Source organism: Planktothrix pseudagardhii, from assembly GCF_904830925.1.
In the GTDB taxonomy this organism is placed as follows: domain Bacteria; phylum Cyanobacteriota; class Cyanobacteriia; order Cyanobacteriales; family Microcoleaceae; genus Planktothrix; species Planktothrix tepida.
The window spans coordinates 3442162-3464964 of sequence record NZ_LR882967.1 but is presented as its reverse complement, the minus strand read 5'-3'; the positions used below and the strand labels follow the sequence as shown (position 1 = coordinate 3464964).

The 22803-nt window shown below is 40.1% G+C and carries 21 protein-coding genes; 9 read left to right on the top strand and 12 right to left on the bottom strand.

The window, feature by feature from the left end; translation table 11 throughout:
- Positions 1-45: 45 nt before the first annotated feature.
- The 5 genes from NMK36_RS14610 to NMK36_RS14590 all read right to left on the bottom strand — a co-directional run bounded on the left by NMK36_RS14610 (position 46) and on the right by NMK36_RS14590 (position 4738).
- Positions 46-1071 carry an NAD-dependent epimerase/dehydratase family protein gene (locus tag NMK36_RS14610; protein WP_072720725.1) on the bottom strand — a complete coding sequence of 342 codons (1026 nt, stop codon included), beginning with the start codon at positions 1069-1071 and terminating at the stop codon, positions 46-48.
- 121 nt (positions 1072-1192) lie between these two features.
- On the bottom strand, positions 1193-1759 hold the full coding sequence (locus NMK36_RS14605) for an ElyC/SanA/YdcF family protein (protein WP_072720724.1): 567 nt from the start codon (positions 1757-1759) through the stop codon (positions 1193-1195).
- 2 nt (positions 1760-1761) lie between these two features.
- The gene (locus tag NMK36_RS14600; protein WP_072720723.1) at positions 1762-2826 is read right to left on the bottom strand and encodes an NAD-dependent epimerase/dehydratase family protein; all 1065 of its coding nucleotides are present in this window, start codon (positions 2824-2826) and stop codon (positions 1762-1764) included.
- A gap of 74 nt (positions 2827-2900) precedes the next feature.
- The gene (locus NMK36_RS14595; protein ID WP_072720722.1) at positions 2901-4358 is read right to left on the bottom strand and encodes a GMC family oxidoreductase; all 1458 of its coding nucleotides are present in this window, start codon (positions 4356-4358) and stop codon (positions 2901-2903) included.
- Positions 4359-4369: 11 nt separating this feature from the next.
- Positions 4370-4738 carry a hypothetical protein gene (locus NMK36_RS14590; RefSeq protein ID WP_072720721.1) on the bottom strand — a complete coding sequence of 123 codons (369 nt, stop codon included), beginning with the start codon at positions 4736-4738 and terminating at the stop codon, positions 4370-4372.
- A gap of 58 nt (positions 4739-4796) precedes the next feature.
- On the opposite strand from NMK36_RS14590, the gene NMK36_RS14585 reads away from it, so the two are divergent.
- From NMK36_RS14585 to NMK36_RS14575, 3 genes are all read left to right on the top strand, one after another.
- Entirely contained in the window at positions 4797-6599 is a 1803-nt protein-coding gene (locus tag NMK36_RS14585; protein ID WP_072720720.1) for a hypothetical protein, read from the top strand.
- Between the two features lie 49 nt (positions 6600-6648).
- The gene (gene thiO, locus NMK36_RS14580) at positions 6649-7740 is read left to right on the top strand and encodes a glycine oxidase ThiO (protein WP_254174041.1); all 1092 of its coding nucleotides are present in this window, start codon (positions 6649-6651) and stop codon (positions 7738-7740) included.
- Between the two features lie 86 nt (positions 7741-7826).
- Entirely contained in the window at positions 7827-8435 is a 609-nt protein-coding gene (locus tag NMK36_RS14575) for a hypothetical protein (RefSeq protein ID WP_254174040.1), read from the top strand.
- On the opposite strand, the gene NMK36_RS14570 is transcribed toward NMK36_RS14575, so the two are convergent.
- The 3 genes from NMK36_RS14570 to pgl all read right to left on the bottom strand — a co-directional run bounded on the left by NMK36_RS14570 (position 8416) and on the right by pgl (position 10705).
- Positions 8416-8922 (bottom strand): FHA domain-containing protein, encoded by a 507-nt coding sequence (locus NMK36_RS14570; protein ID WP_254174039.1) that lies wholly within the window; start codon positions 8920-8922, stop codon positions 8416-8418. The two genes, NMK36_RS14575 and NMK36_RS14570, sit on opposite strands and share 20 nt — an antisense overlap.
- A gap of 265 nt (positions 8923-9187) precedes the next feature.
- Entirely contained in the window at positions 9188-9925 is a 738-nt protein-coding gene (locus tag NMK36_RS14565) for an FHA domain-containing protein (protein ID WP_072720717.1), read from the bottom strand.
- A gap of 60 nt (positions 9926-9985) precedes the next feature.
- Positions 9986-10705, bottom strand: a complete 720-nt coding sequence (gene pgl, locus NMK36_RS14560; protein WP_254174038.1) for a 6-phosphogluconolactonase — start codon at positions 10703-10705, stop codon at positions 9986-9988.
- Between the two features lie 360 nt (positions 10706-11065).
- On the opposite strand from pgl, the gene NMK36_RS14555 reads away from it, so the two are divergent.
- The 4 genes from NMK36_RS14555 to NMK36_RS14540 are packed head-to-tail and all read left to right on the top strand — an operon-like array spanning position 11066 to position 14197.
- Complete coding sequence (locus tag NMK36_RS14555) at positions 11066-12271, top strand: hypothetical protein (RefSeq protein WP_254174037.1); 1206 nt, start codon at positions 11066-11068, stop codon at positions 12269-12271.
- Positions 12272-12282: 11 nt separating this feature from the next.
- Positions 12283-12441 carry a hypothetical protein gene (locus tag NMK36_RS14550; protein WP_222425265.1) on the top strand — a complete coding sequence of 53 codons (159 nt, stop codon included), beginning with the start codon at positions 12283-12285 and terminating at the stop codon, positions 12439-12441.
- A 21-nt stretch (positions 12442-12462) separates the two neighbouring features.
- Positions 12463-13611, top strand: a complete 1149-nt coding sequence (locus tag NMK36_RS14545; protein ID WP_072720715.1) for an AAA family ATPase — start codon at positions 12463-12465, stop codon at positions 13609-13611.
- Positions 13601-14197 (top strand): hypothetical protein, encoded by a 597-nt coding sequence (locus NMK36_RS14540; protein WP_072720714.1) that lies wholly within the window; start codon positions 13601-13603, stop codon positions 14195-14197. The genes NMK36_RS14545 and NMK36_RS14540 overlap by 11 nt, the downstream gene beginning before the upstream one ends.
- Positions 14198-14220: 23 nt before the next feature.
- On the opposite strand, the gene NMK36_RS14535 is transcribed toward NMK36_RS14540, so the two are convergent.
- From NMK36_RS14535 to NMK36_RS14520, 4 genes are all read right to left on the bottom strand, one after another.
- A complete protein-coding gene (locus NMK36_RS14535; RefSeq protein WP_072720713.1) occupies positions 14221-15399 on the bottom strand; it encodes an LptF/LptG family permease in 1179 nt (392 codons plus the stop codon).
- Positions 15396-16124, bottom strand: a complete 729-nt coding sequence (lptB, locus tag NMK36_RS14530) for an LPS export ABC transporter ATP-binding protein (protein WP_072720712.1) — start codon at positions 16122-16124, stop codon at positions 15396-15398. The genes NMK36_RS14535 and lptB overlap by 4 nt, the downstream gene beginning before the upstream one ends.
- A 22-nt stretch (positions 16125-16146) precedes the next feature.
- Positions 16147-16692 carry an LptA/OstA family protein gene (locus NMK36_RS14525; RefSeq protein ID WP_072720711.1) on the bottom strand — a complete coding sequence of 182 codons (546 nt, stop codon included), beginning with the start codon at positions 16690-16692 and terminating at the stop codon, positions 16147-16149.
- 204 nt (positions 16693-16896) lie between these two features.
- Complete coding sequence (locus tag NMK36_RS14520) at positions 16897-17673, bottom strand: LemA family protein (RefSeq protein WP_072720710.1); 777 nt, start codon at positions 17671-17673, stop codon at positions 16897-16899.
- Between the two features lie 225 nt (positions 17674-17898).
- Between NMK36_RS14520 and NMK36_RS14515 the strand changes: the two genes are divergently transcribed.
- The gene (locus NMK36_RS14515; RefSeq protein ID WP_072720709.1) at positions 17899-20700 is read left to right on the top strand and encodes a cation-translocating P-type ATPase; all 2802 of its coding nucleotides are present in this window, start codon (positions 17899-17901) and stop codon (positions 20698-20700) included.
- A gap of 302 nt (positions 20701-21002) precedes the next feature.
- Positions 21003-22514, top strand: a complete 1512-nt coding sequence (locus tag NMK36_RS14510; RefSeq protein WP_254174035.1) for a NupC/NupG family nucleoside CNT transporter — start codon at positions 21003-21005, stop codon at positions 22512-22514.
- Positions 22515-22803 lie beyond the last annotated feature (289 nt).

The window sequence follows — 22803 nt, the reverse complement described above, 5'->3', positions numbered from 1 at the left end:
GATTTGTTATTCAAATAGCTAAGTTAATCATTGTTAAAAATTAGTTTAGGAGAGTTGTTTTAACACCCAAAGTAATTTTTCTTTGACGGGGCGACGATGGGCTGAACCTGCTTTTTCCGCTTGCAGTTGATTATAGTTCTTTTGGAACCAATCATAACTTTCTCGGAACATTTCATCATTAGAATATTTGGGTTTCCAGCCGAGTTTTAGCAGAGGATCAACATCAAAATAAAATTCTTTGTGATAGGTTAAATAATGCCAAGGGGCGAGAGGACTTAACCCCATCCAGTCTAATAGTTGTAAAGTTCCAATTGTTAGTCCAGTGGGTAAACTTTTAACTTGAGATTTTGTTCCTGCATATTCAATTAAATGTTCTAATCCTTCTCGTAACGTGCCAAAACGATCGGTTCCGACATTATAGATTCCGGGTTGACCTAAATCAAGAGCAAGAAGATAGGCATCCATCAAATCATGAGCATGAACAAACTGAAATTTAACGTTACCACTTCCAATCACATAAACATTCTTTCCTTCTTGAATCCATTCAAATAATATCTGAAAAATCCCTAATCTTCCTTCGCCTAAAATAGTTCGGGGACGAATCACAATTAAGGGTAAACCACCTTGATCACAAATCTCTCTAACCGCTAATTCTCCAGCTAATTTTGCCCGTCCATAAATCTCAACAGCTTTTGTCGGGGTATCGTTGGTAATCGGACATTCAGCCTCTCCAAATAAAGCACTAGAACTCATGTGAATAAAACTTTTGACTCCGGCTTTTACGGCTTCTTCGGCGGCGATTTTGCTTCCTTCAACGTTGACCTCCCAGAATTTATTACCGGATTTTGTTAAGGGAACTAAAGCCACATTATGATGAACAATATCAATTCCTTCCATCGCTTTTGCAACCCCAGTGCGATCGCAAATATCACAGTTAATAAATTCAATTTCTGGGGGACGGGTCGGATCTTCCCAAATATCTAAAATTTTAACGTCTTCTCCCCGTTCATATAATCGACGCGCAATTAAATTTCCTAAAAACCCTGATCCCCCCGTAATTAAGTGCTTCATAAAGTTCTGTTTGTCCTCAACACCATTTGTTTTTTCGTATCATAAACGAAAGTTACCCATTCGTAAAGGTTAAACTCTAGGAACTTGATTAAAATAGTAAGTCGATACTAAGTTTATTTTTTTAGGTTGACAATTTAGAAGAAACCTTCCATACATAAAATCTAATTAAATCATACACTAAAGCCCCCCACTCGTAAACTAAATTAGCGGGCAAATAATGATAAAATAAAAGACGAAATGGCATTCTTCGATAGGCGAGTTCAGGATAAGAAGTAATAACTTCTTGGACGTTATAGCCACAGAGTTTAAACATTAACTGACTTCGTAAAGCATGGGGTTTATTACAATATAAAATAACATCATCTAATGGCCATTTTTCTTGCTGTTCTAACCATTTTCTTAATAATCTAGCATTATCAAAAGTATCCAAATAGGGACGATCTTTAACATTCTCAGGAACAATAACTTGGAGTTCAGGACGATAATGTAAAAGATATTTTGCAGCACACTGTTCTTCTGATTCAGGACAATCAAAGGAATTACCCGGAGAAATAAAGACTTTTTCCTCAACAGAAACCTGCTTTAAAACTTGTTGTAAAACTGCTTCAAAATAATTGGATAAAAAGTAGTATTGGGCGAAATCTTCCCGATAAACTAATCCTTCTGTTACGACAATATGGCTAACCATGATTAATCTAATCCTCCATAATTTTCAAAAATCCAGGTTAAGCTTCTTCGCATTCCTTCTTCTAAGGAAATTGTAGGGTGATACCCTAATTCTCGTTGAGCTTTAGCCACAGAACAAGCAATGGTTTTATTCATTTCTGAGAGAACATGAATTTTTTGATGATAGAATCCTAGAGCTTGTAATGTTCCATCTACCACGAAAGCAACTTCACTGGCTAATCCCGGTAATTTTAAGCGTTTATGGCTACAAGATTGGTTAAATTCTGTTTCTAATAATCGTTCAATGGTATCAATAATTTCATTCATAGAGTAGGGACGTTCATCGGCTATCCAATAAATTTCTCCATTGGCTTTTTCAGTAATTGCGGCTAATAATAATCCTTGACAAAGATTATCGACATAAGCCATTGACCGGAGATTATTCCCATCTCCAACAATCGGCCCTTTTCCATCTCGAATCATTTTAAAAAAGAGGGTTTGGCGTTGAGGTTGATGGAGGCCATAAAACCAAGGAGGACGGATAACAACGGTTTCAATTTCTCCCTGTTGCTGATAGTTTTTAACTTCTAATTCCATCAGCATTTTTGAACGTCCATAGTTCATATAGGGATGATAGGGAGAGATTTCATCGAATAAATGATCAGGATGGGGATTACAACCACAGGGAGAATTGGAAGAGACAATAATCGCTCGTTTTACACCTCTACAAATGGCAGAATTTAATAGATTTTTAGTTCCTTCTACATTAATTTGATAAAAGTCTGATACTTTTTGCGGGTGAATAATTCCAGCCGTATGAAATAAAATAGCATTTTCGGCATTTTCACAAAAGCGATCGCAATCTTGGGGGTTTCTTAAGTCCCCTTGATAAACTTCAATTTGATCTGAGATCTTTTGCAATAGGGTTATATCTTGATTGGGTAAAATTAAACACCGAATTTTCAAGTTATTTTGAGGTTGATTTAAGGGTTCAAAATCGGGTAATCCTTTAACCAAAGATTCGACTAAACGAATCCCTAACCATCCTAATGCACCTGTTACTAAAATAAGGTTAGTTTTTAATTCCATAACTTTATTATTCTTTATTATGGTTATAGTTTAGCATTAATTAGGGATATAAGAGCTAAAAAAAGTAATTTTTTCTAAATTTTATTTAAGAATTTTAGCGCATTTCGACGAGCGATCGCCATAATTGAACCTTGAGGATTGACCCCTGGTGCGGTACACAGTAAACTAGCATCAGCAATATATAAATTATTGAATCCATGAACTTTTCCAAAGGAATTAACGGCACATTTTTGTAAATTTTCTCCCATTGGACAGGAGGAAAAAACATGAACGGTCATTAGATTTGTTTGTTTTATCGGCAATTGTTCTGCTATTGTAGTTAAATCTTGGGGATGGGTCAAGGGAGAAGTATTAGAAATACTAGGATAGAGAATTTTAGCATCCGCTTCAAACAATAATAACGCTAATTTTTGTAAGGCTTCTGATAAATCTTTTAAATCTTGAGAAGTTAGTTTATAGCGAACTAAAGGATCATTATAAAAGGGAATATTTCTGACTGTCCCAAAACTTTCCCCAGTAATCATAGCATAATAAATTGCCATGTTTTGCCAATGTTTTTTAACGGTTTCTGTATATTGAGGATGGTCAGTCATTCCCACCGATAAATAAGGGGGAGAACTAATCGAACATCCGAAACTAAATCGAGGAAAAAATTCTTTGACTTGATGAACAGGAACCCCCATATCTAAGGCGTTAATTTCTTGATCAAATTGAGCAATTATTTTAACGGTTGGGTGCATTTTTAAGGAGTTTCCAATATTATTTTTAATTCCGCTTCGTCTTAATAACGCTGGAGTTTGAATTGCACCACAACAAACAAATACGGTTTCGGCTTGAATTTTAATCGGATTTTCTGGGATATTATTCCCTTGACGAGTTCCTGTTAAAATCCAAGTTTTATCTGTTTCTTTAAGGGTTTTAATCCGAGTGTTTGCTAAGAGTTTACAGCCAGCTTTTAAAGCTCTAGGAATAAAGGTTTTCGTCATAGATTGTCGAGTTCCTTTGGGAACGGAAGTTTCATCAGATTCTTCATAACGAAACCATCGAGGAACTTCTAAAGATTGCCAACCTAAACGCATCGCACCTTCGTGTAATTTTAAAGATGCGGTTGGAGCTTTCCCCGGTAAATAACAGACGTTAACCGCTTGTTCACAGGCTTCAAAATGAGGGATTAAATCAGCTTCTGTTAAAGCATCTACTTCAAATTCTGTGCGCCATTGTTCTAAAATATTCAAGGGTGTTCGATGATAAAGTCCGCTATTAATTTCACTTCCTCCTCCGACACATCGACCTTCAACATATTGAATTTTGGGTTGACCAAAGGCTGCGGTTAACCCCCCATTTCGGTATTTTTGTACCATTTCTTCAACGGAAAAGGGTTGACAGGATTCTAAGGGTAAATCGTCGCCTTCTTCTATTAATAAAACATCCCGTCCGGCTTCAGCTAATAAACAGGCGGTAATTGCTCCCCCAGGGCCAGAACCAATGATAGCAATTTCAACTTTTAAATCACATTCTGAAGCTTGAAGCATAATATTAATAATCAGTTACTTGATGAATGAATTGACTCAGATTGCCAATATAATACCACTAGACTTTCATAAAATCGCATCACATCTCGACAAATTTGGTAGGGTGAATTTTTCCAAGTTTCAACTTGAAGTTTACGAATAGATGGGGACTGACAATGAAAGAAGGAACCTCGACGAAGCAAACCCCAAAAATCAAAAATTAACGTTAATAAAAATAAGGGAAATTGTAGATAATCAGGCATTCGATTCTGTTGTTCTAAAACAAACTTAACAACAGAATTATGGGGAAATTTTAGGGGAGTACAATCGGCTGGAAAACGCTGATCAATTAAAGAATAACACAACGCAGAGACAGTATTCACAAACAGTTGTTGAATCATAGTTGACAATCCGGCTTACTTCATTTAAGATCTGGCAATGTTTTTATGATAATCTCGAATGAACCTGCGTGCGCCATCTATTTCTACTCACATTCCTTTAATTATTTTATATCTAATCCCTCCCTTGGCAACGGCTTCGTTTATTCTTTATTATGGAGTCGATGTCCCTTATCATGATCAATGGATATTACCTAATTTATTTGAGAAATTTAAAACCGGAACTTTACAATTTATTGATTTATTTAATTTACATAATTATCATCGATTAGTTTTCCCTAAATTAATTTTTTTGAGCTTAGGTTTAACGTCAGATTGGAATATTTATGCAGAGCTAATTTGCAGCTTTTTACTAGCAATTCTAACCTTTTTATGTCTTTATCAACTCTCCAAACTCACGAACCCTGCTCAACAAGATAACTTGTTTCATCTGACAAACCTGCTAACCAGTTTAGTGTTTTTTTCTTGGATTCAATATCAAAATTGGCTTTGGGGATTTCAAGTTGCTATATTTTTAATTAATTTTTGTACTATTTTTGCTTGTTTATTATTGTCTTATCCTAAGTTTTTATCGACTAAATGGCAATATATTGGCTCGGCTATTTTATGTGGAATCGCTAGTTTTTCTTCGGCTCAAGGTTTAGCATCTTGGCTGGCTTTAATTCCCTGCGTTTTAGGGTTAGAAGGAAATTTGACTCAAAAGCGAAAGCGTCTCTTCGTTTGGATTTTATTATTTTTAATTTCTGTATATCTTTATTTCCTAGGTTATCAACCCGATGAAGCGTTAAAAAATGATGCGTTTAAAAATAATCCTGATTTAGCTCAAAATCCTACTTTATTTTTAATTCATTTTCTATTTAATATTATTGCTTCTCCCTTAATAGGTTCCCTGCAATGGTCTTGGATTTTGGGTTTGATCATCCTTTGCTATTTCTTTTATCTCCTCTATGAACTGTTAATTAAAAATCCTCATCTCTATTCTTTAACCTTTCCTTGGATATCCATTGGGTTATTTGGCTTGCTTTCAAGTGTTCTGATTGCCAAGGGACGCTATTATTTAGGCTCCGATTATGCTATTTTACAAGGTTCTCGCTTTACCACTCATACTTTATTATTATTCGTCGCTATCTTTCAACTGAGTTTGATTTGGGTTCGCTTCAAACTTTCTGCTTTAGACTTATTAAAGAATCAGGTAATTAATACTGTCCTAACCTATGGTGTGTTAGTCGGTATTGTAGGGATTTTAACAATATTGAGAGGGGAATATGCTGTTATTCAAGCAACGGATTTAAGTTTTTTCTTAAAGAGTGGTCAAACCTGTTTAACACTCATTGATTATCTGGAAGATTCTCCTTTTCTGAACACTTCAGTAGACAGTTGTTTAGTCAGAATTTATCCTGATGCTTCCTTTTTAAGACAGGAGGTAAAAAAACTAAAAAACTTACAATTAAGAACTTTTGCTGAAACAGTTCCTTTTGTATCTGACCCTAATTTAAAATATGGGTATCTTCATCCTTTACCCAATAATGAGCCTTTAGTCATTCGGCGCAAAATGCCGATGAGTTTAAGCGGGTGGGCAATTCTCCCAGATTCCCAACAACAACCTAATCTTATTTTTCTGTCCTATAATAATCAAAAATCCTTTTTTGCGAATGCTTATATTACAGTGGCTAGACCTGATATTGCTGAATTATTAAAATCAAAATCCTATACAAGAGCCGGATGGCAAATTGTTTTTTCAGGGGAATCTCTTCCTGTAGGCGAGAACAAGATTAAAGCCTGGGTTTATGATCCCAAACGTCAACAATTTATTCAATTAAATGGGGAAATTTCTGTAACCGTTAAACCCAAAAAGAAACCCTAAACCCTTAAAATAGAAAACAATAGAATTATTAGAAAAATATTTACCCGTTATGAAACCAGAAAATGAAATTATTTTAATCGGAGGCGGTTTAATCGGATTATCCCTAGCCGTTGAGTTAAAATTACGAGGGGCAACGGTAACCGTTCTAAGTCGAAATCAACAGGAAGCAGCAGGTTTAGTCGGGGCTGGAATGTTAGCTCCCCAAGCCGAACAAATTCCTCCTGGCCCCATGCTAGACTTATGTTTACGTAGTCGCGCCCTCTATAACGACTGGACACGCAAACTGGAGAAACTCACAGGATTAGAAACTGGATATTGGCCCTGTGGGATTTTAGCCCCCGTTTATGAACGTCCCGACTCTACGACCTTACCCCAAACCCCAGATACACCGAGTTACTGGCTAGAACGAGAAGCGATTTTACAGCAGCAGCCGGGGTTAGGGGATGACGTTGTGGGGGGGTGGTGGTTTCCCCAGGATGGTCAAGTGGATAACCGTCGGGGGTTAGTCAAAACCTTGTACAGGGCGGCTCAGGAATTAGGCGTTAAAATTATAGAAGAAATCACAGTCAAAACCTTAGTAACTTCCCCAGAAAAGGTAACAGAAATTATCACCAATCAAGGTAATTTTAACGCCGATCATTATATTTTAACAACGGGAGCTTGGGCTGGAGACTTATTATCAATTCCTGTATATCCCCGCAAGGGACAAATGTTATCCGTCCGAGTTCCTGATGATTTTGAACCCTTACCTTTGAAACAAGTGTTATTCGGTTCTAATATTTATATTGTTCCCCGTCGAGATGGTTTAATTGTGATTGGAGCGACATCAGAAGATGTGGGATTTACCTGCGGTTTAACCCCCAATGGCATTGAAACCTTACTCTCAGGAGCGATGCGATTATATCCGATTTTAAAAGAGTTTCCCATTCAAGAATTTTGGTGGGGATTTCGACCGGAAACGCCAGATTTATTACCCATATTAGGGCCGAGTTCTTGGGAAAATTTAACCTTAGCCGTCGGTCATTATCGCAATGGAATTTTATTGGCTCCGGTTACGGCTGAATTAATTTCTAATTGGGTTTTAGACCAACAATATGATCCTTTATTAAATCATTTTAGAAGCGATCGCTTTCAACCCTAAAAGCTAAAATTATCAGATATATAGAAAGCTGAAACCCTTTCACTTCTTACTGTTCCCTGTTCCCTGTTCCCTGCTATAAAATCCTTATGAAATGGGTCTATAAAAATTGGGATTTAGAAACCGACCTAGGGTTTATCATCCAGTGGATAGTTGTAACACAGGTGGGATTTTTAGTCAGTTTAATTTGGATAGAAATTGGAGAAAGACCCGATTTAGGAGCTTTAGAAGGAGCCATTGGCGGATTAATTATCAGTGTGTCTCAATGGTTTGTTCTCAAAGACCATATTTCCCAGAGTTGGCGATGGATTTTCGTCCATGTTTTAATCTGGACAATCATTGCGTTCACTCCAATAGGACTCTTGGGTTGGGTGGTTCCCCGAACCTTAAATCTTACCCCTCGAATTATTTATGGTGTTATCGAGGGAGTTAAATTAGGACTATGTTTAAGCCTTGGACAATGGTGGGTCTTACGCACCGAAGTCTTGAAACCCTGGCGATGGATCGTAGCTAGTGTACTGTCGTGGGGGATAGCATTACCCATCGGTTGGATGTTTGGGGGAATTCTACGTCAGGGGACAAGTTTTTTTCTGGGAGATGTGTTGGGTTTAGTCCTGGTTTGGACAATCGTTGCCGGGATGACAGGAATCGCACTGACTCGCTTATTGTGGTATCCTGTTAGACCGGGTAATTGGTAGGAAGCATCAATTTTTTACGCAGATCAACCTCCGTTGTCTCTTCCGTGTGACTGGGAAACAATGGATCAGAGGAAACTCCAGGTGAAGTTAAAACTTCCACGGAATACACAGGTTCCGACTGATGTTCCTGTTGCTGAGATGAATGATGCACCTCTATTCCTCCAGTAAAAATCAATTCTGTCGGATCAGGTTGAATATTTAAGAGAATTTTGGGCCCCGATATCGCTAAGTGAATTACTTGTCCATCGACTAAGGGAACTTGTTGAACCGCTTGTCCATTAACATAGGTTCCATTGGTTCCCAGATTCACAACAACCCAATCTTCACTTTGGCGACGAATCTCGACATGATACCGAGACACAACCGCACTATAGAGAACAACATCATTCTTGAGCGATCGCCCAATCCGAATCACATTGTCCTTTTTAAAGACCCAACTGCGGACAGGAATCGATTGGAGAGGATGTAATAATGTTAGTTTAATCACATTGGCAAAATCTAACAATCAACAGCTACGCCCTAAACTTATTTTAAATGGGAAATCTCAGATTTTGGATGGGGATATAGGGCGATTAAGGATTAAGGTTTCCCCCGAATCAAACATTCAGGAGAACTCACTCCCCCCACCATCCAAAAATCCTGGCTTTCAAAAGCTCTCGTGCAGTTGGGCATTCATTGATAACGGGTAAATTTGCTGTTTTGTACTGAACGACCCTCTACCCTCTGCCCCTGTACTCTGAGTTCTGAATCCTCTAGGACAGTTGAAAAATAAACGAAACTAAATCTCCTTTTCCTAAAGAAATGCGATCGCCGGGTCTTAACCGATGTCGATTTCCTTTGGGAAGAGAGATATTATTAATATAAGTGCCATTTGAACTGCCCACATCTTCAATATAGTACGCATCGCCCTCCATCCGAATATCAGCATGGGTGCGAGAAACAATTTCTGAGTTGGGAAATCCCGAAACATCAACATCCGGGGGCACTAAATCATTAGGTTTTCCTAAATGAATCACCGAGACATTTTGAGGTAATTCTACAGTGGCATTGGTTTGAACATGAATCAGCTTCGCCGCCTGTCGCTGTAACTGAGTCGCAGCCGCCTGGAAAGCTTGAGCTATATTAGCTGGGGGTTCCGCAACCGTCACGACAGGAACTACAGCCGGAGGAGTCGTGAGCGTCGCATCAGGAACAGCCGGAGATTTTTCTAAATTCGGCCCGGAACTGATCACCGGTTGAGGCTGAGGTTCAGCGATGGGTTCATCAGGAGGGGTAACCAAAGTCGGAATTAAGCCTTCGTTTTCACCTGAATTCGTTGGGGTAGATGTAGGCTGTAAATTCGACCCACATTGACCACAAAAAGCCGCATCCGTTTGTACCGTCGCCCCACAATGGGGACAACTCGTCATCGAAGGCAAAGGCGTATAACAAGCTTCACATTGCGTCGCGCCTTCTGGATTTTGATAATTACAATTGGGACAAACAATCATGGATTTTGATGGAAAAATTTGAGTGAGATTAAGGGTTCAGATGCTTAATTTTGGCAAATTTTAAGTTAAATTGGCTCCTGCTGCGGCATCTAATAACCACCATAATTCCCCAACCGGTTGAATCAGTCGGCTGGGATAAGCGATCGCATCGGCTTCTGAGGCAAACACCTGGGCCAAAGGTTCCTGTTTATTTGCCCCCGTAACCAAAAACATCACACAGCGAGCGTGATTAATCAGGGGTACGGTAAAGGTAATCCGAGGTTGACCGTCTTTATTGCCAACGGTAATCAAGCGATCTTGAACGGTTAAGGCTTCGGTATGGGGAAATAACGATGCCGTGTGAGCATCATCCCCCATCCCCAATAAAACCACATCAAAAACGGGGAATTCTCCGGCATTGAGATGAAAAAACTGCTCTAATTCCCGATTGTAGGTTTCGGCATCAACCTTGGGGTCGTTAGCTGCCGTTGGCATCGGATGAAGATGAGTGGGGGGGAAATTAACTTGATCTAGCCAAGCTTGTCGCGCCATGCGTTGGTTACTGTCGGGATGATCAGACTGAACATAACGTTCATCTCCCCAAAAGACATGAATTTTATCCCAAGGTAACGCTTGTTGAGCTAACGCTTCATATAACGGTTTAGGGGTGCTCCCTCCTGCTAAAGCGATTGTAAATTGATCCCGACTTTGAAGCGCGTCTTTAATTTTAACCAGAAGAATATCTAAAGCTCGCTGAGTGATTTCTTCTTTATTCGCTAGAATTTCTATAAATTTTTCCATTAGGGTAGCCTCAAAGGTTAATTTAGGCATCAAAGCAACAGGCTACAATAATGATAAGAGGTTTTGTCCGTTCGCGGTTGAGGTTTAGCACCCAGCAGTTAAGCTCAATGTTGAAAGTTAACAGTTGACTTCCCCCTAATCCCCTTGTCCCCTTGTCCCCTTGTCCCCTTGTCCCCTTGTCACCTTGTCACCTTGTCCCCTAATCCCCCTATCCCCTTGTCCCCTAATCCCCCTATCCCCTTGTCCCCTTGTCCCCCTAATCCCCTTGTCCCCTTGTCCCCCTAATCCCCCTATCCCCTTGTCCCCCATCCCCTGACTTCCCCTGTTCCTTTCAAAGCAGCAATAAGCTGTCTGTAAGCTATGTCTATTTATAAACGACTTCCTGAATTGATTCGTACTGTGGGAGAAGAATTGCAGTTTCTTTTACAACCTCGTATTTGGGGTTCTGTCAGTGTGGTGGTGGTGGTGGGAATTTTCTTTTGGCAGTTTTCCGAACACCCCGAATGGTTTAGTTTGGATCAAGAATCAACCCTTGATTCTGGTAACTCCGCGAGTCAACTTACCCCAGAAGAACAATCAATTGCGGCGGATATTGATAGTTCTAAAGTGTTATTAGATGAGTTAAATCACAATAATTCATTCCTTGCACCTTTAAATACAACGATTTCACTCGGAACAGACTTATTTAAACAAGCTCAGGAAGCTGCTAAAAAGCCGGAATCCTCCTCGAATTCCAATCCTCTCGTAGACGCTATCCTCTCAGAATCAGCCCCCAAAACTCAACCCTCAATATCGGTACAGGGGAATACTTCAACTCCTGTTAACAATCTGAATTCAGTTTCTGGTAATCCTTCAACTTCCACCGAGTCCAATCCTAACATCGGTTTAAATCAATCCGCAGAAACAACCAACCCCCAAACGACAACCACGGCTTTACAACAAGCGATGCAGAACTATCTGCAAACCCAGCAGACCGAAAATAAAGATCTGGCTGTACCGTCTAACACGGCGACTGAATCCTCACCAACCTCAGAAGTCCAAGAAACCAAGCCATCAACACTTTCACCAAATACCCTAACAAATCCCAACGCCGCGTTAAATCCCCTCTCAGGAACACCAGTAGGTGTGACACCCTTTACAGCTACTCCCACCATTACAGGACAGGCGATTCAACCGAGTTGGAGTGTTCCCAGAGCCAATACTAATCCTGTGGTGGGTACAGTTCCCCTTCCCGCTCCAAATCCCTACCAAACCAACGTGACCCTGCCTCCGGTTGTTCCTACCGTGCCCACAGTAACACCTGGAACAGCCCCCAACCCTGGATATTCTAACCTCAATTCACTTCCGATAAATAACACTGCACCCTCCTATTCCGTCACGCCGAATACAGGGAGTTACAGCACGGTTCAACCCGTTCAACCGAATAGTTACATGACCCCCAGTAATATGAATCCCAACCTACAACCGGGTCAAATCGGTCAAACCCAACCTAATTTTTCTGTTCCCAATCGTGTTCCGGGTCGTTATATTGGAGGGGGGGAAATTAATACGTTTGCCAATCCTTAGTTACTAATTAAATGGATGATAGCGTTAAAATCAGCGTCGCACTCTGGGGCAGTGGGCTAAAGTTTTGCTGTCAATCTTTAACTTCTCTAACTTTAAAACCTGAAATTTTACTTTGGTGTGATTTAATTCCTGATTTATGGGATAATAAGAATGATAAAGATCATTTATGATAATTGCTAATCACAAAAAATATGCTGACGCGGATCTATGTTAATAACTTTAGATGCCTAGTCAATTTTGAATTGACATTAGATAGCTTAAATCTCTTTCTAGGTTCAAATGGTTCGGGAAAAACTACTGTTTTTGATGTTTTAAGAAAACTACAAAAATTTATTATAGGTGATCAAGCTTTCCAACAAGATTATAAAGTATCAGATTTGTTTAAAAACAATGATTTAACAAGATGGCAAAAATCCCAGATTCAAAAATTTGAATTGGATATTCAAGGAAATGGTGGCATTTATAAATATACCCTAGAGATCGAACATCAAGGAGAGTATGCACCTCCTAGAATGCGACTAGAAAGCTTAACTTTTGACGGACAACCTCTATTTAATTTCTGGGTTGATGCGGGCGATAGAGGTATGCCTGTAGGTCAAGCTAGGCTTTATAATGACGATCCTAATCGTGAAGGTGCTTTTTTACCGTTTTTTGATTGGTCGCGTTCTGGTATTGGTTTTATTTATGAAAGACCTGACAATCAAAAGCTGACCTGGTTCAAAAAAAGGATTGCTAACTTTTTTATTGTCGAGATCAACCCTTTTGTCATGGAATCAGAAAGCCGTCAGGAGGCAAGTTTGCCGACTTGGGATATGTCAAACTATGCAGCTTGGTACAGCTATTTATCTCAGGAATCTCAAGGTAAAATACTTAAACTAACGCTGGAATTACAAAATATTATCAAGGGATTTGATTCATTTCAAAATCCTAAATCTGGTGATGTTAGGATTTTATCAGCATCTTTTACCCGTCCTAGCAAAACTACTTATCGACTTAATGAATTATCGCAAGGTCAAAAAGTTTTGATTGCGCTATATACCTTAATATATTGTTCTCCTGATGAGAATTTTACGTTGTGTATTGATGAACCCGAAAATTTCCTAGCTTTACCGGAAATAAGACCTTGGTGGGATCAGGTGATGGAGTATTGTGTTAACAATGAAGCACAAGTAATGTTAATTTCTCATCACCCATCATTAATTAATTACTTAGCAAGCAATTCAGGTTATTGGTTTGAACGAGAAGATAATGAAACTGTCCGCGTACAGCGAATTACTGATAATAAAGAAGGTTTATCAGTTGCTAAACTTATAGAACTTGGATGGATTTATGACGAGTAGATATTATGATTTACCAGAAGTAACTATTCTCTGTGAAGATATTGACCAAGAGCGATTTATTAGAGAATATTTGATCTGTCGGGGATTTAACAAGCGCAAAATTAAAGACTTTGGCAATCCTAAAGGGCAAACAATTAAGAATAACAATGCTTTGATTGTCAGGTATTATCCAAAGCTTATTAACAGTTATAGAAGTCGTAACTATAGAAATATTGCTGTAGTAGTGATGATTGATGCTGATAACGATACCCTATCTCATAGAATGCGTTCTTTACATATAGCATTAGACGAAACAGCAGGTAAGTTAAACCAAGATCCTCGAAAATCTGGTGATAAAGTTGCTATTTTTGTACCAGCTCGAAATATTGAAACGTGGTTTCGTTATATTAATAGCTATCCGTCAAGTCATCACTGTGATGAGATGACTGATTATAAAGATAAAACAATGAGTCCAGAAGAGAGGATTGAATTAGCGGAAAGATCAGCTAGAATATTGGCTAGAGAAATATGTCCTCAAGGAGTCGATGCTATTGCTTTGCCTTCTCTACGTTATGCTTGTAGGGAGTTGCAAAGGTTATGGTTGTAAATTTGGAGATCAGCATCATGTTTCTACTTAGAAGCACGAACTAATAAAAAACTTGCAATTCCAATACCTAAAAATGTTGGCAACCAAGCCGCGAAAAAGGGAGTGAGAATTTCTTTTTGACCCAAGGCTCCGGTGATAAACGAGAGTAAATAATATCCGAAAATCACGATAACGCTAATCCCGAAACTGGTCGCTCGGCTGGTACTTTGGGGTCTACTGCCTAATGCTACCCCCAATAACGCAAAGACTACACAGGAGAATGGGAGAGCATATTTTTGTTGAATTCTAACCTTGGTTTTAACAATTCTTTGTTGATCACCGCTCAATTTCATTAACTTTAAATAATCTTGAGCTTGAGCAATATTCATCTCATCAAAATCTCGTTTTTTGGACGCTAAATCCATTGGAGTGCGAGAGAGTTTAAGCTGTTTATGATCAAATCGAACAATATTACGATAAGAACCATCGGGATTAACAATATACACCGTACCATTAAAGAAATCCCAAGTATTTTGGGCGAAATTCCAATTGGCAGATTTGGAAGAAATAATTTGAGTTAATTCCGGTTGAGAACGATCTAAAATCGTCACTTCCAACATTTGACCGCGATCAAATTTTTCAGCATAAAACAATCGCACTAAGCGACTAAATTTTTTATCTGTTCCTTCAATTTTTATTTTCTCATATTCGGGATAAAAAATATTATCTTCCTGAATGGGAAGGTTGCCTTCATTTAACGCTTGTTCATAGGTGACAGAGGCTTGATAATTAGCAGCCGGAACAATCACTTCATTAAACGCAAACGTTAAACCTGTAATCAAAAAACTAAAGATTAAAGTTGGTATTAGTAACCGATATAAACTAATTCCACAACTTCTGAGAGCAATTAATTCACTATCACTGGATAAACGGCCATAAACCATTAATGCACTTAAAATCATCGCCATCGGAAAGGCTAAAACGATGAATTCCGGCATTTTTAAGAGAAAAATCTGAACAGCAATGGAAACCGCCATCCCCGATTCTGCCACTTGTCGAACTAGGTCAAAAACCGTTCCCACCGTGAGGGCAACGGAGCTAAATAATCCGACTCCAAAGACAAAGGGCGGAATGATTTCTTGGATTAAATATCGATCTAAAATTGAGAGATAGGGCAGGAAAATTTTACCTGAACCCAACGGTTTAAAAAGAGTAATTTTCATAGTTGAAAACTGTCACCAAGATAATACTGCCGCACTAGGGGATTATTGTAGAGTTCTTCGGCGGTTCCCGATGCAAAAATTTGTCCATCCCGCATAATATAGGCTCGGTCTGTAATCGCTAAGGTTTCTCGGACGTTATGATCCGTAATTAAGATTCCCAGATTGCGAGTGCGTAATTGAGCGACGATTTCTTGAATTTCAGAAACCGCAATCGGGTCAACTCCGGCAAAGGGTTCATCTAAGAGTAAAAACTGAGGCAATTCTAACCCCGCCGCTAAGGAACGAGCTAATTCTGTGCGTCGTCGTTCTCCTCCAGAAACTTGATAGCCTAAAGTGGAGGCAACTTTTTCTAAACGAAACTCCCGCAACAGAGTATGCAGACGTTTTTGCCATAAATGACGCGGAACACGAGTTTCCTGCAAAACCAATAAAATATTATCCCTGACACTGAGATGGCGAAAAATACTGGCTTGTTGAGTTAAATAACCAATGCCTAACCGGGCGCGTTGATGAATGGGTAAATGGGTAATATCAAGTTCATTGAGATAAACATTTCCTTGGGTTGGTTTTTCTAACCCCGTTGCAATATAAAATGTCGTGGTTTTTCCGGCACCATTTGGCCCTAATAATCCCACAATTTCCCCTTGAGAAACGGAGAGATTAACTCGACTGACAACGGTGCGTTTACGGTAAGATTTGTGAATATTCTCCAGCACTATTTTCATAACGGGGTTTGTTAGAAATAATTTAAGGGTTACGAGGTGCTGAAGGTGAACTTAACGGGGTTTTAAACGCAGGTTTAGGATTAAAAGGTTCCACCGTTGCGTTTTTAGGGCTGGCGGTTTCATCGGGGACTAAATACATCGATTCTACTTGTCCGCCTCCTTGAGGTAAAGCAATAAATCGTCCTTCATCAATCAAATAGGTGACGGTTTCACCTCGAATAGTGTTGCCTTCTTGCAAAACAAACACATTCCCACTCAGAACAATGCGACGTTCTCGACTAAAATATTGCGCTTGGGCGGCAGTGGCTTGAATACTGCGGGCGGGATAGTTAATCTGGACGTTACCCCGTGCGGTAACAATTCCCGTTTGAGCATCCGCTTCTTGAATATCAGACCGAACGGTCATCGCCCGTCCCACAGCGTTTTTAGCCGCAGGTACGGTTTGTGCATAGCTAGGGGAGGAACTCATCACGCTATCTGTGACCAAACTACTGATTAGAGCAAAGGGTAACAGCAGTGTGAACCCCAAGGGGAGAGTGATTGATTTTAACAGCTTGGCAATCAGCATTATGACCTTAAAAATCCTAAAACGGTAACTGGGTGATGCAATTGAGCAATCAACGGTTTTAATACGAACAATAAAAGTTTATTAAGTCTGTGTGCCTATTGTACTCGATTATTGAATGTTGACGGTTAGCGGTTGATTCCCCCTCTTCTCTCTCCGTTTCCCCTTCTCCCCCTTCTCCCCGTTTCCCCCTCTCCCCTCAGTCCTCTACGGAATATTAACTTTAGGAACTGTTTTATCCTCAGCTTGGAAATAAGGTTGTTCTTGAAAATTGAAAAGGGAACTGATCAAAATATTAGGAAAAGTTTGTAGAGATTGATTATAATTCTTGACAGCTTGGTTATAGCGTTGGCGTTCTGTGGCGATGCGATTTTCAGTTCCCGCTAGTTCATATTGAAGATTACTAAAGGTTTGAGAAGATTGCAGTTGGGGGTTAGTCGCTGCATATTGATTCAATTGTTGAATAACCGTACTGATTTGAGTGCTGGCTGCTATTTTTTCGGGGATAGAATTGGCTTTTAAATAAGATTCTCTGGATTGAATTAAAAGTTGAATAATTTCTTTTTCCTGTTTAGCTTGGGCGTTTGTAACTGCGACTAAATTAGGAATTAAATCGGCACGACGTTGCATTTGGTTTTCTACTTGCGCCCAGGAAGCATTAACATTTTGTTTGTGGCTGGCAAGAGAATTATAAATCAAAATACTCCAGAGTAGGATAACGCCAGCAATTCCCATCCCAACTTTTTGTAAAACTTTATTTTTTTCTTGAGATTGTTGCCGTTCAATCTCTTGTCGTTGATGTGTCTCCCGAACTTCTTGAATCGCTTTTTCAATCAATTCTGGGGGGATGGATACTTCTTTTCCAGCCTGTTGTAACGCTTCTACAGAATAACTATTATTGGATTCAGAATACAGTCGAGATGCAACTTCTAACACTTCAGATGCAATCTCTTCAGGAATTTTAGAATTTTCGGGATTGTTCATAGGAGTTTCTCTCCATCAATTTTAGCATTCAAACCCCTAAAATAGAATATTTTTATAGGGATTAAAAAGTGTTAATCTTTTTGAAAAAGGCTTTTTTTAAAGGGTAATAAGTATTATTTCCTCTGGACTAGCCTCAAAATAGATCGGATGCGGGTTTCCAGACATCCTACAAATCACCTATCATTTGATTAAAGTAGATTAGCCGGAACGTTTAGGACGTAGACAATGGTATCTCCCGAATCCTCATCAATGTCTTCTGATTCGACCTTAGAACCCATTACCACTTGGCACAGCTTCGCTGCTGAGAAAGCCCTTAAGGTACTCGATACAGATAGCGAAACAGGGTTAACCCCACAACAGGTGACTCAACGACAAGAACAATATGGTCTGAATGAATTAGAAGAAGGCGCGGGTCGCAGTCCCTTGGAGATTTTATGGGATCAGTTCACGAATATTATGCTCGTGATGCTGATTGCTGTCGCCATTGTATCTGCCTTTATCGATTTACGAAAGGGGGCTTTTCCCAAGGACGCCGTTGCCATTTTTGCGATTGTGATTTTGAATGGGATGTTGGGCTATTTCCAAGAAAGCCGTGCAGAACAAGCCTTAGCTGCCCTAAAACGGATGTCTTCACCCAAAGTTAGGGTGATGCGGGACGGTAAGCTGTTGGAAGTTTCAGCGAAAGAATTGGTTCCAGGGGATATTATGTTTCTCGAAGCGGGGGTGCAAATTCCGGCGGATGGTCGCTTAATTGAAGCTCAGAATTTGCAAGTCCGAGAAGCCGCCTTAACGGGAGAAGCGGAAGGGGTGATTAAAAAACCCAGTGTGGAATTACCCGAAGATGCACCGTTAGGCGATCGCATTAATATGGTATTCATGGGGACGGAAGTTGTCCAGGGACGGGGAGAAGTCATTGTCACCAATACCGGAATGACGACGGAACTGGGACGCATTGCGGAAATGATTCAGGGAGTCGAAAGTGAACCCACTCCCCTCCAGCAACGGATGTCTCAGTTAGGAAATGTGTTGGTTAGTGGGTCTTTAGCCTTAGTCGCCTTGGTGGTGATTGGTGGCGTGATTAGAACGGGCAGTTTTAGTAGTTTAGAAGATTTATTAGAAGTTTCGCTGAGTATGGCGGTGGCCGTTGTTCCCGAAGGTTTACCGGCGGTGGTAACGGTGACTTTAGCCATTGGAACCCAACGCATGGTACGACGCCATGCCTTAATTCGTAAACTCCCGGCGGTGGAAACCCTGGGTTCTGTTACCACTATTTGTTCGGATAAAACCGGAACTCTCACCCAAAATAAAATGGTGGTACAATCAGTTTATACCTTAAATGAAGTGTTTCAAGTCACCGGAGAAGGGTATGCTCCCGTTGGGGAATTACGATTGATCACCTCTGATGAAAATAGCACCCTCTCTCCTGCTGCTGAAGTTTTACAACCTATTTTAACAGCCTGTGTTTTATGTAATGATGCTCAATTACAACAAGATAAAAATCAATGGATTATTTTAGGAGATCCCACAGAAGGAGCGTTATTATCGTTAGCGGGAAAAGTCGGTTTATTTAGAGAAACTCATAATCAACAAAACCCCCGTATTGCTGAAATTCCTTTCTCTTCAGAACGCAAGCGCATGAGTGTGATTTGTCAATCTGATGATGAATTTTCGATGTTTACAAAAGGATCACCGGAGTTGATTTTAGCTCAATGTGATGCTGTTTTGGTGGGGAATACAACGGTTTCTTTAACTGAAGTTGACCGCCAACGAATTCTCGACCAAAATAATGAAATGGCCGGAAAAGGATTACGAGTTTTAGGATTTGCCACTCGATCTTTAACAACATTACCTGAAGAAGGCACTGAAGAAGCCGCCGAACAGGAATTAGTTTGGTTAGGATTAGTGGGAATGTTAGATGCGCCCCGTCCTGAAGTTCGAGAAGCGGTTAAACGGTGTCGAGAAGCCGGAATTCGTCCAGTGATGATTACCGGAGATCATCAATTAACGGCGAAAGTCATTGCTCAAGATTTAGGGATTGCTTCCCCTGATGATTTAAGTTTAACAGGTCAAGAATTACAGAAACTTTCTCAAACAGAATTAGAACAAGAAGTTGAACAAGTCAGTGTTTACGCCAGGGTTTCTCCTGAACATAAACTTCGCATTGTTCAAGCCTTGCAAAAGAATGGTGAATTTGTAGCCATGACCGGGGATGGAGTCAATGATGCTCCCGCCTTAAAACAAGCCGATATTGGCATTGCGATGGGAATTACCGGAACCGATGTTAGTAAAGAAGCCAGTGATATGATTTTGCTGGATGATAACTTTGCCACCATTGTTGCCGCCACAGAAGAAGGACGAGTGGTTTATAGTAATATTCGCCGTTTTGTTAAATATATTCTCGGTAGTAATATTGGGGAAGTTTTAGTAATTGCCTCTTCTCCGATTTTAGGTTTAGGGGGTGTTCCTTTATCGCCATTACAAATTTTATGGATGAACCTTGTCACGGATGGTTTACCTGCTTTAGCCTTAGCGATGGAGCCCGCCGAACCTGCGGTGATGCAACGTCCTCCTAATGATCCCCGTGAAAGTATTTTTGCGCGAGGATTAGGATTATATATGGTGAGAATTGGGATTATTTTTGCCATTTTAACGATTGTTTTAATGGTTTGGGCTTACGATCATACTAAAATCGCGGGTAATCCTGAACGTTGGAAAACAATGGTGTTTACAACCTTATGTTTAGCCCAAATGGGTCATGCTATAGCAGTACGTTCTGATAACCAATTAACAATACAAATGAATCCCGCAACCAATCCTTATCTTTGGGCTGCGGTTTTATTAACTACCGTTCTTCAGTTACTATTAATTTATGTTCCGCCCTTACAAAGTTTCTTTGGAACTCACCCGTTAACGTTCACTGAATTGTTAATCTGTTTAGGTTTTAGTGCCTTAATGTTTATCTGGATTGAAATGGAAAAACTGGTTCAAAGATGGTTTTTCCAACGTCGTCAAACCCCCAGTTTGTAAAGGATAACTCTTAATTGAAACCCCAAGATAACGATTATAAACTCGGTTTTTGGGTCTGGTGACATTGACGTTTGACAGGGTTAGTGGTAGCGTTGCACTCAACAACCTACGGCTAACCCTATCCTTTTTAAAACGGTCTTTGTTGTGTTTGGGTTTCGTCCCTGAACCTAACTTCCGAGTGGGTGTTGTGAGTTTCACTCAACAGTATTGCCAATTGACCCCATTCGCCATAGAATCAGGACGAGAACCCAGGGTGCTGGAAATGGGGAAATAATTAATCAGGAATATAGCCAAAAACACTTATGAGTTACCTAAATTTAATTTCTTTTTTGGGAATCTTTGGCTTATGCTTTATAGCTTGGTTATTCTCAGAAAATAAACGAGTCATCCCTTGGCGAACAATGGGTTTAGGGATTGGCTTACAATTGGTTTTAGCCTTTTTCGTATTTCTTTTCCCACCCACCAGAACGGCTTTAGAATGGTTTAGTAGCCTCCTCGATAGCTTATTTACAGCCGCAGATACAGGGGCTAGATTTGTTTTTGGGAAAAATATTGTCCCCATTCCTGGGCAAACCCCCGATGTAAATTTAGGTTATATTTTTGCATTTAGAGCTTTACCAACCGTTATTTTCTTCTCTGGCTTAATGGCACTGTTATATAACTTAGGTGTGATTCAAGTTGTTACCAATATTTTTGCTAAGTTATTCTATAAAACGATGCGTTTAAGTGGGGCAGAAGCCTTAAGCGGTGCAGCCAATATCTTTGTCGGAATTGAAGCCGCCATTGTGGTTAAACCCTACTTAGAAAAGATGACCCGTTCTGAACTGTGTGCGATTCTAAGTTGTTGTTTTGGAACGGCTGCTTCATCAACCTTAGCGATTTATGTTAGTTTCTTAAGACCTGTTTTTCCGAATATTTTAGGGCATTTAGTTTCCGCCTCTATTATGGCGATTCCAGCCTGTTTTGTGATTTCTAAAATCTTAGTTCCTGAAACCGACAAACCCCTAACATTAGGAAAATTACCCGAAGAAAAGAAAGAAGAAAACTTAATTACCCACGAAGACGGAGAACCCCATTTAGAAACCGTTGGCGGTGAATTGATGGAACGAGTTAGCCCCCTAGACTCTGCGATTATTGGGGCATTAGATGGGGTGAAAATGTCCGTTGCTATTGCTGCGGTTCTAATCTTAATTTTAGGATTAGTTTCTTTAGTCAATCAATTTTCAGCGTGGTTAGGTTTATTACCAAGTCCAGTGGGAGATGTTTTTCAAGTTCTAACCTTAGCGAATATTTTGGGATTTATTTTTTATCCCTTAACAATTTTAACGGGAGTTCCCTTTGAAGATTCTTGGACAGCTTCGGTGATTATTGGTCGTCGGTTATTAGAAACAGCAATTCCTCCCTATCAAGCCTTAGCAGAAGCCGCCAAAGAAGGATTAATTACTCCTAGAACCGTGTTAATTGTCAGTTATGCTTTATCCGGTTTTGCCCATGTCGCTTCAGTGGGAATTTTTGTGGGAGGAATGGTCGGTTTAGTTCCTTCTCGGCGAAAAGATATTTCCGAATTAGGCTGGAAAGCTTTATTTGCTGGAACCTTAGCCACCATGATGATTGCTTGTTTAGCGGGATTCTATGATAATGGAAATCCAAGTATTATGGGTGAACCTGCGACAACCCCAGCCGTTAGCACCCCTGCGGCTCCTAATACAACGGTTTCACCCACTCCAACCCCTGCACCGACAGTCACTCCACCCCCTAAAGCTTCTCCTTCCCCTAAAGCGACAACAGCACCCTCTGAAAAGCCTAAATCTTAGGTCAAGAGAGAGTAGCTGCTGACTGATGATGGGTGGGGATGACCCCGCCCCTACATCGTATAAACACTATTACATTTTTCATGACACACCTCGCCCTATAAGTGGGAGGATTCTTTAGAAGGAGATAACCCGATGGTCATGGCTCGAACCACAACTCCCAAAACCCTTCTTAGGCGTGTTCTAGTGTCGTGCGACAGGCGATGCCAATTGCCTCTACTCTCTCGCCCCGAAGGGTCTGAGCCTACTTTTAAGTCGTTTTTCACTCACTCGCTTAATCGTTTCTGCTTGT